This is a genomic window from Streptomyces sp. NPDC058683 (genome assembly GCF_042716195.1).
Lineage (GTDB): Bacteria > Actinomycetota > Actinomycetes > Streptomycetales > Streptomycetaceae > Streptomyces.
Map to the genome: position 1 here is coordinate 38765 of NZ_JBHXSK010000020.1, position 14725 is coordinate 53489.

At 73.2% G+C, this 14725-nt stretch carries 13 protein-coding genes; 7 read left to right on the forward strand and 6 right to left on the reverse strand.

The window, feature by feature from the left end:
• The first annotated feature begins 53 nt into the window (after positions 1-53).
• From ACFWXC_RS22690 to ACFWXC_RS22700, 3 genes are all read left to right on the forward strand, one after another.
• Positions 54-977, forward strand: coding sequence for a MurR/RpiR family transcriptional regulator (locus tag ACFWXC_RS22690; RefSeq protein WP_384481308.1), 924 nt, complete (start codon positions 54-56; stop codon positions 975-977).
• 427 nt (positions 978-1404) lie between these two features.
• Positions 1405-1788 (forward strand): hypothetical protein, encoded by a 384-nt coding sequence (locus ACFWXC_RS22695; RefSeq protein WP_384481310.1) that lies wholly within the window; start codon positions 1405-1407, stop codon positions 1786-1788.
• Between the two features lie 106 nt (positions 1789-1894).
• Complete coding sequence (locus ACFWXC_RS22700) at positions 1895-4261, forward strand: SpoIIE family protein phosphatase (protein WP_384481311.1); 2367 nt, start codon at positions 1895-1897, stop codon at positions 4259-4261.
• 17 nt (positions 4262-4278) lie between these two features.
• Here ACFWXC_RS22700 and ACFWXC_RS22705 read toward each other — a convergent pair whose 3' ends face one another.
• The gene (locus tag ACFWXC_RS22705; RefSeq protein WP_384481313.1) at positions 4279-4422 is read right to left on the reverse strand and encodes a hypothetical protein; all 144 of its coding nucleotides are present in this window, start codon (positions 4420-4422) and stop codon (positions 4279-4281) included.
• Between the two features lie 135 nt (positions 4423-4557).
• Complete coding sequence (locus ACFWXC_RS22710) at positions 4558-5331, reverse strand: peptidoglycan-binding protein (RefSeq protein ID WP_384481315.1); 774 nt, start codon at positions 5329-5331, stop codon at positions 4558-4560.
• A gap of 175 nt (positions 5332-5506) precedes the next feature.
• On the opposite strand from ACFWXC_RS22710, the gene ACFWXC_RS22715 reads away from it, so the two are divergent.
• From ACFWXC_RS22715 to ACFWXC_RS22725, 3 genes are all read left to right on the forward strand, one after another.
• A complete protein-coding gene (locus ACFWXC_RS22715) occupies positions 5507-6250 on the forward strand; it encodes a TetR family transcriptional regulator (RefSeq protein ID WP_384481317.1) in 744 nt (247 codons plus the stop codon).
• 190 nt (positions 6251-6440) lie between these two features.
• Positions 6441-6875, forward strand: a complete 435-nt coding sequence (locus ACFWXC_RS22720; RefSeq protein WP_384481319.1) for a Zn-ribbon domain-containing OB-fold protein — start codon at positions 6441-6443, stop codon at positions 6873-6875.
• Between the two features lie 185 nt (positions 6876-7060).
• Positions 7061-9826, forward strand: coding sequence for a hypothetical protein (locus ACFWXC_RS22725; protein ID WP_384481321.1), 2766 nt, complete (start codon positions 7061-7063; stop codon positions 9824-9826).
• Positions 9827-9917: 91 nt separating this feature from the next.
• Here ACFWXC_RS22725 and ACFWXC_RS22730 read toward each other — a convergent pair whose 3' ends face one another.
• The gene (locus ACFWXC_RS22730; protein WP_384481323.1) at positions 9918-10313 is read right to left on the reverse strand and encodes a PPOX class F420-dependent oxidoreductase; all 396 of its coding nucleotides are present in this window, start codon (positions 10311-10313) and stop codon (positions 9918-9920) included.
• A 37-nt stretch (positions 10314-10350) separates the two neighbouring features.
• Positions 10351-11523 carry a MalY/PatB family protein gene (locus ACFWXC_RS22735; protein ID WP_384481324.1) on the reverse strand — a complete coding sequence of 391 codons (1173 nt, stop codon included), beginning with the start codon at positions 11521-11523 and terminating at the stop codon, positions 10351-10353.
• Between the two features lie 190 nt (positions 11524-11713).
• Here ACFWXC_RS22735 and ACFWXC_RS22740 point away from each other — a divergent pair, with 190 nt between their 5' ends.
• The gene (locus ACFWXC_RS22740) at positions 11714-13090 is read left to right on the forward strand and encodes an alpha-lytic protease prodomain-containing protein (protein ID WP_384481326.1); all 1377 of its coding nucleotides are present in this window, start codon (positions 11714-11716) and stop codon (positions 13088-13090) included.
• Between the two features lie 83 nt (positions 13091-13173).
• Here ACFWXC_RS22740 and ACFWXC_RS22745 read toward each other — a convergent pair whose 3' ends face one another.
• Positions 13174-13362, reverse strand: a complete 189-nt coding sequence (locus tag ACFWXC_RS22745; protein WP_352219089.1) for a hypothetical protein — start codon at positions 13360-13362, stop codon at positions 13174-13176.
• A 142-nt stretch (positions 13363-13504) separates the two neighbouring features.
• Positions 13505-14662 (reverse strand): ROK family protein, encoded by a 1158-nt coding sequence (locus ACFWXC_RS22750; protein WP_384481328.1) that lies wholly within the window; start codon positions 14660-14662, stop codon positions 13505-13507.
• Between the last annotated feature and the right edge of the window lie 63 nt (positions 14663-14725).

Below are 14725 nucleotides of genomic sequence, written 5' to 3' on the forward strand. Positions count from 1 at the left end.
CCACGGTCAGTGAGCTATGTTGAGTCCTCGTGGGAGACAAAGGAGGCGCTTCGGTGCCATCGCCGCAGCAGGCTCGCGCACAGGCATCCGCGATCACCTCGGGCAAGACGGTGCCGGAGGCGGAGGCCGCGCCCACCTCCCAGCTGCGCGAGCTCTTCGACGGCCCCCGGCTCTCCCCCGGTCAGCGCCGCATCGCCCAGTACCTGATCGACCACATCACCGAGGCGGCCTTCCTGTCGATCACCGACCTCGCCGAGCGGGTCGGGGTCAGCCAGCCGTCGGTGACCCGGTTCGCGGGCGCGGTCGGCTTCAACGGCTACCCCGCGCTGCGCGAGCGGCTCCAGTCGATCGCGCTGCGCACCCTGGCGGGCGGCACCGGGGCCGCCACCGAGCACCGCAGCAACGAACTCCAGGCGGCCGTCGACGCCGAGATCGAGAACCTGGAGAACCTGCGCCGGGACTTCGCCGACCCGGACCGGGTGATCTGGATCGGCCGCGAGCTGTCCCAGTCCTCCCCGCTGACCGTGCTCGGCCTGCGCATCTCCGTCTCGCTGGCGGAGTACTTCGCCTACGCCGCCCGCCGTATCCACCCCGACGTACGGCTGGTGACGCGGGGCGGCAGCGTGGCCTACGACTCGCTGCTGCAGTCGCGGGAGGCGGGCGGCACCTGGGTGCTGGCGTTCGGTATGCCGCGGCACGCGCAGGAGACGCTCACCGCGATCCAGGTGGCGCGCACCGCGGGTCTGCGGGTCGCGCTCGTGACCGATCTGGCGCTCGGCGCGCTGGCCGACGAGGCCGACGTCACCTTCAGCACCGGCATCGGGTCCCGCCTGGTCTTCGACACCTATGCGGCGCCCGGCCTGATGGCCGCGGCCCTGCTGCAGGCCATGACCGATGCCGACCCGGAGCGCACCCAGGCACGCCTGGAGGAGTACGAGCACGTCGCCGAGCAGCACCAGTTCTTCCTCAAGGACTGACCCGGGGCGCACCGGCCGTCCCTTCCCTTCCCGCCGCAGCAGCGGCCCGTAGCGGGATTATTCACCGCAATTCACGCATGAATGTTTTCATACGTCTTGCAAACCGGAAGGCATATATAAATACTGCTCACGGATCACCCCGGCACACTCCGGGCACGTTCCGCACCGAGGACGCACCGCTCGCACCCGCCCCGAGAAAGCCGACGGACCGCCCATGCGCACGCAGCACCACCGCAGTGCCGGCGGCCGACGCCCGGGGTCCCTGCACGGACACCCCCAGCCGCCGTCTCCTACCCGCGTCGGCGCCCGGGGTGTTCGAACGGGCATCGCCTGCGCGATTCGCCCGCGGCGGCTCCGGCCATCCCCTAGGCCGGAGCCGCCCAGACATCCGTCGACCACCCCTTCCCGACGCCGCACCCCGGAAGCGATGATCATGACCCTGACGACGACCACCCGCATCAGTCCCGACTGGCCCTGCCAGGTCAAGACGCCGGGCAGTTACGACTGGGAGCGCTCCGCCACCAAGTGGCTGCGCGAGCTGGTGCCGGCCCGCTACGCCAGCTACCCGGCGCTGATCCGGCACCCCGTACTGCTCGCCCGGCACGCGCAGATCCAGGTCCAGCACGAGATCCGGGTGGCCCGCACGGCACTGCAGACCGCGCGGGCCGAACTGCCCCTGCTGGGGCTGCCGGAGTCGGTCATCGAGCACACGATCAAGCTGTACGCGGCGGAGGTGCTGCAACTCCAGCACATCGCGCGCAGCGTCCGCGCCGTCACCGAGTCACTCGTCGGGCACAGTACCGGCCGCTGACCGTTCCGGTCCGGCTCCGGACCGGTTCCGATCCGAGGACGCTCGGATCCTTCACCGATCCGGCACGGGTGTGATCGGATGCACCGTCCTGTGCCATGCTCGATCCGTGACCAGCGAGCAAGCGTCACCTGTCGACACCGGCGCCGTCGCCGAGCCGGCGGCTCTGGCCAAGGTCGTGTCCCGGCAGCGCGCCGAGCTGGACCGGCTGCGGGACCAGGTGGCCGCCTCCGCCGTGGTGGAACGGGCCAAGGGCGCCCTGATGGCCACCACGGGCTGCTCCCCCGACGCCGCGCACGAGGCGCTTCTGCAGCGGGCCCAGGCCGGGAACCGCACCCTGCTGGAGGAGTGCTGGCTCACCCTCGGCGCCCTGATGCCCGCCGTGCCCCCGGCCGTCGGTCCCGGCACCGAACCGCCCGCCCCGGCGGAACCCCGCGAGTCGCCCGCCCCGCCCGGCACCGCCGAGACGCTCGGCCGCCTCGGCAAAGCCCTGGTGCACGTCGGTTCCCCGCAGGAACTGGCCGGAACGCTGCTCGACCACCTGGCGCCCGGGGTCGGCGCCGACGCGGTGCTGCTGTACCGGCGGCCGCCCGGCCACGGGCTCGAACTCATCGGGTACGCCGGTGTCGACGCGACGCTCGCCGCCCAGTGGCACCGGGTACCGCCGCTGAGCGGGTTCGCCCCGCTGGAGACCCTCAAGACCGGTGAGCCCCTCTGGCTGGAGCACTTCGACCGGGACCGGCAGGACCACCGCCTCATCGACGAGCCGCCCGGGCGCTGGCTGTCCCGGGCCTGGCTGCCGGTCACGACCGGGGACACGGCCGGTGTGACCCTCGGTGTGCTGCGCCGGCAGGACGCGGTCTTCGGGCCGGCGGAACGCGAGCTGCTGCGGGCCGTCGCCCGCCTGTGCGCGGGCCGGCTCACCGCCCTCGGCACCCCGGCCGAACCGCCGGCCCCGGACTTCTCCCGGACGGTGCAGACGGTGCTGGACGCACTGCCGGGAGCGGCGGTCCTGCTGACCCCGCTGCGCACCGCCACCGGGGAGGTGGAGGACTACCGCATCGAGGCGGCCGGCCCGAACGCCGTCGACATCCTCGGCCGCACCGGCCGCGAGCTGGTCGGCTCGCACATCCTGGAGAGCTGTCCCTCCGTCGCCGGGGAGTCCCTGTGGCAGGGGTATCTCAAGGCGCTCGACGGGGAGCCGTACGAGGGCGAGGCGTTCGTCCGCGAGGAGACCGTCGCGGGGGCGACCGTGCGGGCCGCCTACTCGGTGCGGGCCACGCGGCTCGGCGACGGGCTGCTGGTGACCTGGCTGCGGCACGACGTGCAGGAGCGGCAGGAACAGCGGCTGGCGGACATGCAGCGGCTGGGCAACCTCGGCTGGGCGAACTGGAACCTGATCACCCGTCAGGTCACCTGGTCGTCCCAGGTGTACACCATCCTGGGCCGCGACCCGGGCCGCGGCGCGGTCGCGCTGGACCTGCTGCCGGACCTGGTGCTGCCCGAGGACGCCCATGCGCTGGCCCGCGCGGTCTCCGAACTCGCCCGCACCGGCGGGTCGTTCGACGTCCCGTTCCGGATCAGGACCGGGAACACCGTGAGGCATCTGCGGGCCGTCGCCGAGGGGGTGACCGCCGCGGACGGCATGGTCGTCGAGGTGCACGGCTTCGTCCAGGACCTCACCGCGCAGCGCAGCGCCGAACTCGCCCTGGTGGACAGCGAGCGGGCGATCCTGATGCAGCGCGGCATCCTGGAGGCCGAGCGCGCGCTGGCCACCCGGCTCCAGCACGCGCTGCTCCCGCTGCCCAGCGGACCGGTGCGGCTGTGCGGGCTGCGGGTCGAGGTCGCCTACCTGCCCGCGCAGGCGGGGGTGCACGTCGGCGGCGACTGGTTCAGCGCCATCGAACTTCCCGACGACTCGGCGCTGTTCGTCGTCGGCGACGTGGCGGGCCACGGTGTCGACGCCGTCGCGACGATGGCCCAGCTCCGGTTCACCGCCAAGGGCATGGTGACCACCGGCTCCTCGCTGACCGGCGCGCTCGCCCGGCTGAACTTCCTGCTCCTGCACTCGCGCGACAGCCAGTCCACCGCGACCCTCGTGCTCGCCCGGTACCAGCCCGCCGAGCGCCGTCTCGTCTGGGCCCAGGCGGGTCACCTGCCGCCGCTGCTGGTGCGCGCCGGCGAGGTCCGGCGGCTGGACCGCCCCGACGGCATGCTGCTCGGGGCCTCGACGGACCCGGTCTACGAGTCCGCCGAGTTCCGGCTGAAGCCCGGCGACCGGCTGCTGCTGTACACCGACGGTCTGGTGGAGCGGCCCGGCGAGGACATCGACATGGGCCTGACCCGGCTGGCCGAGGCCGTCCGTACCCTCGAACCCGGGTCCCTGGAGGCGCTGCTCGCCGCGATGCTGGAGGGCGAACGGCGGGACGACGTGTGCGTGCTGGACATCCGGGTGCCGATGGCGGACGAGGAGTAGCGGGGCGGCCACGGCGGTCAGTCGTCGTCGCGGTGCCGCCAGTACCAGAACAGGCCCACCACCACGGCCAGCAGGAACACGGCGGGCAGCAGCAGGCCCGGGATGCGGGAGCCGTTCATCGGCATGGCCTTCGGGGTCGTACGGTGGGAACGCGGCGGCACGGAGCTGCCGGGTGGCTGCCCATGGTGACGCCCGTTCCTCGCACGGTCCCGGCGTTTTCCTGATCCATTGCCCGGCGTTCGAAAGTGCTCGCCGTACCGGCCGACGGGACCGGTCACCGGGCCGTTCGTCCCCGCTCAGCCGTCCGTCGGGCTGGTGCGCGACTCCAGGGCGCTGCGGGTGTCGTCGCCGTAGACGCCGCGCTCGTCGCCGCTGATGCCGTACCAGATCTGGAAGCGTTCCACCGCCGCGGTGAGGGCGGCGTCGTACGTTCCGGCGGTGGAGCCGTCGCGGTAGACGTCCGGAATGCGCAGGAGGCGCTGCTCCAGGTCGACGACCTCGGGACCGGTGGCGCCCTCGCGGAGGGTGCCGGCGCCGTCGGGGTCGGTGGAGGTGTCCGAGGCCGGTGGTGTGGTGGCCGGTGCCGTGGTGGCGGACGGGGAGGGCTGGGCGGCCGCGGCGGTGCCCTCGCGGCCGGGCAGCAGCAGGGCGCAGCCGAAGCCGACCAGGGCGGCCGCGCCGACGGCCACCACGGCCGCGGCCCGGCGCAGTCCGGGGCCGAAGCCGAAGGCGCGGGACGAACGGGCGCCATGGCCGTGGCCGCGCGGGCCGTCGGTGACCGGCGGCAGTTCCTGGGTCTCGTCCTCCGTGCCGGCACCGGGCCAGCGGTCTCCGTCGAAGGCCTCGAAGTCCGTCGGACCCGGCTGTTTCCCGGTCCGTTTCCCCGTCTGCCCGCCGGTCTGTTTCCCGGTCTGTTTGCCGGCCTCTCTCGCCTTCTCGTCGGCCTCCGCCTCCTCCCGGATCTCGCGCATCAGCTCCGCGAGAGCGTCGAGTCGGCGGGGGCGCAGGACTCGGACCGGTTCCAGGATCGGCCCGCGGTGCGGCTGCTCAGGGTCGGGCGGTGTCGACACACTGCTCTCCTTCTACGTCCCGTACGCACGGGTGTCCGCGATCCCCGAGAACACATACGGCAGGACCGGTCCGCCGGTTCAGCCCGAGCAGGACCAGCCGAAGAGGAGTGCACTCAGTTCCCCACCCGGCGTGCACTGAGTGCCATGAGTGCGGCGGAGTGCTACGTTCGCGTCCATGAGCTCCAGCAGCACCGCGCCGCACGCGAAGCCGCCCATGCGGGACGCCCTGGTCGCGGCGGCCTTCCGGCTCTTCCTGGAGCGCGGCTACGAGCAGACGACCGTCGACGACATCGTTGCCCTGGCCGGGGTCGGGCGGCGCTCGTTCTTCCGGTACTTCCCCTCCAAGGAGGATGTGGTCTTCCCCGACCACGAGGGCTGCCTGGCCGACATGACCGCCTTCCTGGCGGCGAGCGGGCCCGAGTGCGAGCCGGTGCGGCGGGTGTGCGACGCGGCCCGGCTGGTGCTGCGGATGTACGCGGAGAACCCGACGTTCTCGGTGCAGCGCTACCGGCTGACCAAGAAGGTCCCGGGGCTGCGCGCGTACGAACTGTCGGTGGTGTGGCGCTACGAGCGCGCGCTGGCCGAGTATCTGCGCGGCCGGTACGCCGGCCGGCCGGACGGGACGCTGCGGGCGGACGTGATCGCGGCGGCCGTGGTCGCGGCGCACAACAACGCCCTGCGCTCCTGGCTGCGTTCGGACGGCGAGGGCGACGCGGCGGCGACGGTCGACCATGCCCTCGGGTACGTACAGGCCGCGTTCGGCACCGAGGACGCCGGGCCCGCGCCGGACGGGGCGTCGGCCGCGCTGTTCGGCGGACTGGTGGAACACCCGGACGACGTGGTCGTCCTGGTCTCCCGGCGGGACGCTCCGCTGTGGCGGGTGGTGCAGGAGATCGAGACCGCGTTCGGCCGTGCCTGACGGGCCTGGAATCCGGTGACCAGCCGCGGAATCCCCGCAATTTAGGGGTACGCAGTGCCTTTACTGCTGACACTCAGTGCCATACTCTGACGACGTGCACGGTGGCACGGCGAACCGGGCATGTGCGTGCGCGGCCGGGTCCGGGCACGCGGGATTCGGGTTTCCGGGCGAGCGCAGGGAGTTGACCAGCGTGTACCACCACTCAGCGAGCGCCGCGCAGTCGGCGGTCGGATTCGCGACGAGCGTTCTCGACCCCGCGCCCGCGGACCACCGCCCCGCGGACCTCCACAAGGACGCCATCGTCTTCCAGCGCTGCACCTGGTGCGGCACCGCCACCTACCACCGGCTGCTGTGCCCGGTCTGCCAGGGCAGCGAACTGCGCACGGAGCGCAGCGAGGGCACCGGCACGGTCCGCCACTCCACGGTGGTGCACCGCAACACGCCCGCCGCGCGCAACGTGTCCCTGATCGAGATGGCCGAGGGATTCGTCGTGCGGGGCCGGGTCATGGGCCCGCCGATCGGCATCCACAGCGGCGACCGGGTCAGGCTCTCCACGGCGAAGGACCCGGTCCGGGGCGAACCGGTCTTCCAACTGCTCGACGAGCCGTACCGGGCGTGGAGCTGACGGTCGGGAATCCCGTTCCGCGGCGGCCGACGCCCTGGGCGAGGATGCTCCACCTCCCCCTCCCGTAAGTAACCAATCCCTCTTCCTTCACAGGCAACCCACAGACCCTGCTCCCCGTCCTCCGGGGCGCGAGGGGCTCCTCGGGACGGCTGGGGCGCCCGTCCTCGCCTTCCGAGGAGGGAACATTGGTCCGTACCCGGCGCATATGGGTCACCGCGGCCGCGGTGCTCGCGCTCGTGGGAGGGGTGTCCGGCACCGCCGCGCACGCCCGGCCGGCCCCGGCAACCGCGGAGTCCGGCGGGAAGCTGCCGCCGGGCTGGCGCATCGACGAGGGTCGCTCGGCGCCCCAACTGGTGTGGCGGTCCGGCAGACAGGTGCCGATGGGCGACGCACGGGTGGAATTCCGGTCGGACGGACGGCTGTTGGGGGTGCCGAAGCCGGAGCGGGACGGGCACACCTTCCGGCTCGGCCTCGAAGCAGCTCGCACCGGTGAGCTGACAGACCTTCAGGTCTGGTCGGGCGGACGGCGGTTGGACACCCGGTCCGCGGCCACCGAGGCACCCGCGGCGGCCGCCCGGCCGCCGGCTCCACTGCCCGCCGGCCCGGTGGACCCGGGCAAGCCCGGCCGCTACCGCACGACCTCCGGCGAGTACCACCTCAAGTCGGTGCGCCTGCCCGGGTTCTCCGTCCCGGTCGAGATGAACGCCGTGGTGGTCGCGCCCACCGGGATCCCCGGCCCGCGCCCGCTCGCGCTGTTCCTGCACGGCCGCCACGCCACCTGTTACGCCCCGCACGGCGACGACGGGCAGGCGTCCGGCGCCTGGCCCTGCCCGGCCGGGACGCTCCCGATACCGAGCCATCGGGGCTATCTCCGCGACCAGCGGCTGCTGGCGTCGCAGGGCTATGTGACCGTGTCGATCTCGGCGAACGGGATCAACGGCCAGGACTGGCAGGCCGAGGACGGCGGCGCCCAGGCCCGTTCCTCGCTGATCCGGCAGCACCTGGCGCACTGGGCCGACTGGGCGCACAACCCCCGGCAGGCACCCCGGATCGTGCGTGAGGCACCACGCGCCGACCTCTCCCGGGTGCTGCTGATCGGCCACTCCCGGGGCGGCGAGGGCGTGAACCGGGCCGCGCTGGACAGCCTCTACCCGCCGCCGGCCGACCAGGACGGCTACCACGGCAGGGTCCGCTGGCACATCAACGGCACCGTGCTGATCGGCCCCACCGTCTTCGGCCAGAACCCGGTGCCGGACGTGCCGTCGCTCACCGTCCTGCCGGGCTGTGACGGCGATGTCTCCGACCTCCAGGGCGAGGTGTACGTCGACGGCACCCGCGCGGTCGGCGCCGGCCGGGCCCTGCACAGCGCGGTCTATGTGATCGGCGCCAACCACAACTTCTTCAACACCGAGTGGACGCCGGGACAGGCAAAGGCCCCGGCGGAGGACGACTTCTACGACGACGCGGACCAGCGGGACCCGGTCTGCTCCAAGCGGACCGCGACCCGGCTGACCGCCGACCAGCAGCACCGGGCGGGCTCGACGTACATCGCCGCGGCGGCCCGGCTGTTCGTCGCGGGGGACGACAAGGTGCGGCCGCTGCTGGACGGTTCGGGGCGGCGGGCGCCGTCGGCGGATCCGGCGCGCGTGCTCAGCCACGCGGTCGGCGCGAACCGTGGCGCCGGGTTCCTGCCGGACGGCAAGGTGACCGTGACCGGTGGCCGGCTGTGCGCCGCGGCCGATCCCGACCCGGCGGTGGCCTGTCTGGGCGAGGGCGCCCAGGGCGGCTCGCCGCACTTCGCGCAGTGGGAGACGGCACGGGAGGCAGGGCGGAACGCGGTCGCGCTGCGCTGGACGGCCGCGGGAGCGGCGACCCGCGTCGAGGTGGCGCGGCCGGTCTCCCTCCGGGGCGCCCAGGCACTCGCGCTCCGGGTCTTCGTGCCCCCGAACACCAAGGGCACCCGACTCGACGTGGCCGTCACCGACACCCACGGCCGTAGGGCGACGCTGGGCCGGGTCCAGGTCGACGGGCTGCCCGGCAGCGAGCGCACCGCGTCCTACTGGGCGCGTGAACTGCGCGTACCGCTGACCGCCGCCCGCCGGGCCGGGGTCGAGCTGCGCTCGGTCAAGTCCCTTGAACTGACCACGCGTTCAGCCTCGGGGCAGGCCTGGCTGATGGACGCCTGGGGCTGGCGGCCGGGCACCCCGGCGGTACGGGCGGCGGCGCTGCCGCGCGTCGACGTCGGCCGTCTCACGGTCGACGAGGGCGACTCGGGCGTGCGCACCTACCACGTTCCGGTGCGGGTGTCCGGGCGGGGCAGCGGCCAGGTCCGGTTGTACGTCGTGGACCCGGCGACCGGTACCGCGCAGGACCGCCTGGTCACCGTGCGGCCCGGCGGCCAGGCGGTCGACGTGCCGGTCGAGGTGCGGGGCAACACCCGCTACGGCGCCGACCGGTCGTACGACGTGCTGGTCAAGGCCGTCCACGGGGCGGTCGTCGGCTCCTACCGGGGCGGGCTGACCGTGCACGACGACGACCCGGCGCCCACGGTCACCGTGACCCCGCTCGCGGACCAGGTGACGGAGGGCTCGGCGCTGAAGTGGCGGATCTCGCTGTCGGAGGCCGCGGACACGGACATCGGTTCGCTGTTCGTCCCGGTCCGGCCCGACGGCGGCGCTCCGGAGCTGTCCACCAAGGACGTCGACCCGCACTGGCTGGCCGACGCCTCCGGCGCCGAACCGGACCCGGAACGCCCTCTGTCCACGGTGGACGGCCTCTATCTGTGGCTGGACGTCCCGGCCGGGCAGACCGGCCTCGACGTGACCGTGCCCACCGTCGAGGACCGGGTCGGTGAGCCGGCCGAGTCGGTCAGCTTCCGGCAGACCGGCGACGAGGGCGAACCGCTGCCGGGCGGTCTGGCACTGAACGGCACGGTGCGGGACGCCTCGTAGTACTCCTCACGCGGCCGGACGCGTTGCGCAGCACTCCTCACGCGGCCGGACGCGTGTTGCGCTCCTCGCGCCCTGGGGAGATACGGCCTCCTCAGGGCGCGAGGGTCACCCGGATGCCGACGGTGCCCTCGCGGCCACGCCGCAGCCTGCTGCCGAGCAGGGTGAGCCGGCCGGTGATGCCGTACTTGCGGGCGATGAGGTCGCGGTAGCGGGCGGTGGTGGCCTCGTCGGCGATCTCGGCGGTGGCCGGGACCGGGTCGCCGGTCGGGCGTCCGCGCAGGTCGCAGGGGCCGACCCGGACATCGGCGCGACGGCGGATCCGCTTGACCTTCCAGGTGTCGGCGGCCGTCCAGACGCCGAGCGTGTCTCCGTCCCGCACCACCCAGACCGGGGTGGGGACGGGGCTGCCGTCCTTGCGATAGCTGGTGACGAGCAGGTACTTGCCGGCGCCGAGCCGGTCGAGATCGGTCCCGGTGGTGTCGTCCATGCGGGAAGTGTAGGGGTCGCCCCCGCTGCGCTGCGCCTCAGACCAGGGCCGTCGCCATCCGCCGTACCGCTTCCGTGATCACCTCGGGCGAGGTGGCCAGGTTGAGCCGTACGTGCCCGGCGCCGCCCGTGCCGAAGGGGATCCCGGAGTTGACGGCGACCCGGCCGCGCGCCAGGAAGACCTCGGCCGGGTCGTCGCCGAGTCCGAGGGCGCGGCAGTCGAGCCAGGCGAGGTAGGTGGCCTCGGCCGGCCGGTACCGGATCGCGGGCAGGTGGCGGTCGAGGAGGGCGGCGAGCAGGCGCCGGTTCTCGTCGAGGCCGGCCAGCAGGGCGTCCAGCCAGGCGGTGCCGTCGGTGAGGGCGGCCGTGTGCGCGATGACGCCGACATGGCTGGGGCCGTGGCTCACCTCCTCCGGCATCCGGGCGAGGTCGGCGGCGGCCCCGGGTCCGGCGACGGCGAGCGCGGCCTTGAGGCCCGCCAGGTTCCAGGCCTTCGAGGCCGACAGCAGGGACAGGCCGCGCTCGCTGCCCGGCACGCTCAGATACGGCACGAAGTCGACGCCGGGGGCGGTGAGCGGGGCGTGGATCTCGTCGGCGACGACCCGGACGCCGTACCGCTCGGCGAGTTCCGTCACGGCGGCGAGTTCCTCGGCGGTGTGGACGGTGCCGGTCGGGTTGTGCGGGCTGCACAGCAGATGGGCGGCCCGCCCGCCGCCGAGCCCGCGGAACGCTTCCGCCAGGACGTCGAGGTCGATACGGCCGTCGGCGCCGAGCGGGGCCTCCACCACCCGCCGGTCCGCGTGCTCGATGAACTGGTAGAACGGCGGATACACCGGCGAGTTGACGACCACCGGATCGCCGGGCCCGGTGACCAGTCTCAGCATCTCGACCACCCCGAGCATCACGTCGGGGACGATCGCGGTGCGGGCCACGTCCAGCCCGTGCCAGCCCCAGCGTTTGGCGGCGAACGCGGCGAACGCCTCGGCGTATCCGGTGCCCGCCGGGTAACCGGTGTCCCCGAGTTCCATCGCGTCCGTGACCGCGCGGACGACCGGTCCGGCGAGCGGCACGTCCATCTCCGCCACCCATACCGGGAGCACGTCCTGCGGATAGGTGCGCCATTTCATGCTGGTACGGCGTCGCAGTCGGTCGAGGGTGAGAGCGCGCAGCGGGTTCGGTTCGTCCGGGTTCTCCTGCTGGATGCTGGTCATGGGGTCAAGATAGGCGGCCCCGGGGTGCCCTGGAACGTGCCCGGACGGCCATGTCGTACCGCCACGGATCGCAAAGATCACCGTCGTGGTGAACACCCCGGCGCCCGCACCCGTATGAAGAGCAGGGCGCTCGATGACCGGAGGGCCCCGCGGTGTCCACACCGCGCGTTCGGGGTTTCGGGAGCCATGGATGAGGCACGCACGACGACGGGTCGTCCGGCGGGGGACACAGCTGGCGGCGGTCGGCGGACTCCTTCTGGGAGGCGCGATGGTCACCACGGCCATGGCGAGCGAGACTCCCGGTACGTCCGCCGTCCCGTTCAGCTCCGCGACGGAGGCCGGTGACACCGGCGCCGCGCTGGTGGCCGAGCTCGGTACGGCCCGTACGGCGGGCAGTTGGATCGGCGCCGACGGCAAGCCGGTGGTCGCGGTGACCGACGAACAGGCCGCGGCGATGGTGAAGCAGGCGGGTGCCGAGCCCAAGATGGTGTCGCACAGCATGAACGAGCTGAAGGCGGCCACCGCCACGCTCCGTGGGGCGCCGCGGGTGGCCGGCACCGCGTGGGTGGTGGACTACCGGACCAACCGGGTGATGGTGGAGGCCGACAGCACGGTCTCCGCCTCCCACTGGTCGGACCTGAGCCGGGTCGCCGCGGGCATCGGCACTTTTGTGCAGATGCAGCGCTCGGAGGGCACGTTCACCACCCGGCTCAACGGTGCGCAGCCGATCCTGTCGACGGGCGGCCGCTGTTCGGCGGGGTTCAACGTCACCAACGGAACGACCGACTTCATTCTCACCGCCGGTCACTGCGGACCGGCCAACACCATCTGGTTCGACGAGGGCCAGGGCAACAACCAGCAGGTGGGCACCACGATCAACACGCAGTTCCCGGGCAGCGACTTCTCGCTGATCCAGTACGCAGGCGGGAAGGCCGGTGCCAACGCCGACGTGGTCGCCATCGGCAACGGCCAGGGCGTGCGGATCACGGGGTCGGCCGATCCGACGGTCGGGCAGAAGGTGTTCCGCAGCGGCTCCACCAGCGGGCTGCACGACGGCACGGTGACCGCCCTCAACGCCACCGTCAACTATCCGGAGGGCACGGTCACCGGGCTCATCCAGACGAACGTGTGCGCCGAACCGGGCGACAGCGGCGGTCCGTTGTTCTCGGAGGGCATCGCGCTGGGCGTGACCTCGGGCGGCAGCGGTGACTGCACCACGGGCGGGGTGACGTTCTTCCAGCCGGTGACACGGGCGATGGCGGCGCTGAACGTGCAGTTGATCGGGTCGACGCAGAACGCGGCCGGGGGCCAGGGTGCCTCGCCGGCGCCGTCCGCGGCGGCCACCCACAGTGCGATCGCGCCGAGCGCGGCCTCGCCGGGTTCGGCGGCGCCGGTCGGTACCTCGGACGACACCAGCCTGGTCGCCCGGCTCACGGACACCCGTAATGTCGGCCCGGGTCTGCTGGTGATCGGGGGCAGCCTGGTCGCCCTGGTCGCGACCCGCTACTTCCGCGCGGAGCAGGACCGTAAGGCGTACCAGCGCTACTACTCGGCTACTTGGGGCTGACGGCGGGGACCGGGGGCTGCGAGGACAGGGCCCATGGGTCTACGAGAAGGGCACCCGTCCCGGCGGGTGCCCGGGACGGTCGGTCAGGCCGCCTGGTCCGGCTGGTGCGGGGACGCGGCCGCCCATTCGAGGACGAGCCGCCGGTATTCCTCGCGCTGCTCGGTGCTCAGTGTCCCGCCCGACCGGAGCCACAGGGCCCGGATCTCCTCGTTGACCTCGTCGGCCGATCGCTCGGTGACGGCTTCAACAGTGGTGGACATGGTGTGAAGCATATGCCGATCGACGTGAAGGCGCCGTGAGTAAGTACGACCGATACGGACATATCGGACCGTGTTAATCATCACGTCAATGAGTCGGGGAGAAGCGGGAGTTCGTCGTGGCGCGGCGGCGGACGTCCGGGGGGGAAACGGCAGTTCAGCGCCCGTCCCCGCCGAGCACCAGCACCTGGATCGCCAGCACGGCCGCCCCGCGCGCCCAGTCGTGGAAGTCGGAGACCTTGGTCTCCAGGCGGATCGGCGCCGCGAGCGGATGCCGGTGGGCGCGGACGGTGTCCCGCACCGTGTCCCCGGCCACCTCCATCAGGCCGACCCCTTCCCCGGCGAGCAGGATCTTCTGCGGCACGACGAAGTTGGCGATGTGCGCGAGCAGGGTGCCCAGCGCCCGGCCGGCCTCGCCGATCACCCGCGCGGACATCGGCTCGCCCTCCGCGGCGCGGGCGAGGATCTCCTCGTAGGACGCGTCGCGGCCGGTGGCGGCCCGGATCTGGTAGCGGATGCTGGGGATGGTGAGCAGCGACACGGCGCTGCCGCGCTCGCCCTGCGGGGTGAGCGGGCCCTGCGGGTCGATGATCCAGTGCCGGCCGAAGCCCCGGTCCTCCTCGGCGTACGGCACCCGCCGGCCGCCGAGCACCAGCCCGTAGCCGATGCCGGCGCCGATGGTCAGGACGACGAAGCGGTCGAGTCCCCGGCCGGCGCCGAACCAGGTCTCGGCCTCGACCAGGGCGGCCACGTCGTTCTCCACCACGACGGGCAGCCCGGTGCGCCGCCGCACCAGCTCGGCCAGCGGGACGTCACGCCAGCTCAGGTACGGCGACTCGCCGACGACCGCGTGCTCGCGCACGAACCCGCCGACACCGATGCCGATGCCCGCGACGGCGGGGTGCCGGGCGGCCAGCTCCGCGGCCATCCGGGCCAGCAGGTCGGCGACCTCCTCGGGGTCGTGGCTGGTGAGCGGCTGGTCGAGGCGGGCGACGATGTCGCTGCGCAGGGTGGTGACGACGCCGTACACCGTCTCGTCGGTGACCTTGAAGCCGAGGAAGAAGCGGGATTCGGCGACCACGTCCAGGGGCTGCGAGGGGCGGCCCTGGCGCGCTTCCGCGGGGGCGCCCGCCCAGGGGGCCTCGACGAGCAGCCCGGACTCGATGAGCGGCTTGGTGAGGCGGGTGAGGCTGCCCTGGGAGAGGTTCAGCCGGCGGGCCAGCTCGGTGCGCGACAGCGGGCCGTGGACGAGCACCTCGATCGCTACGGAGCGTTCCGCGGGGCTCAGCGGCAGCCAGTCGGACACGGCATCCATTTCCTTTCGGAACTGAAGTAACCCGGCCACCCTACCGTGCGCCGGGTGCGCCGCAGAAGCGCC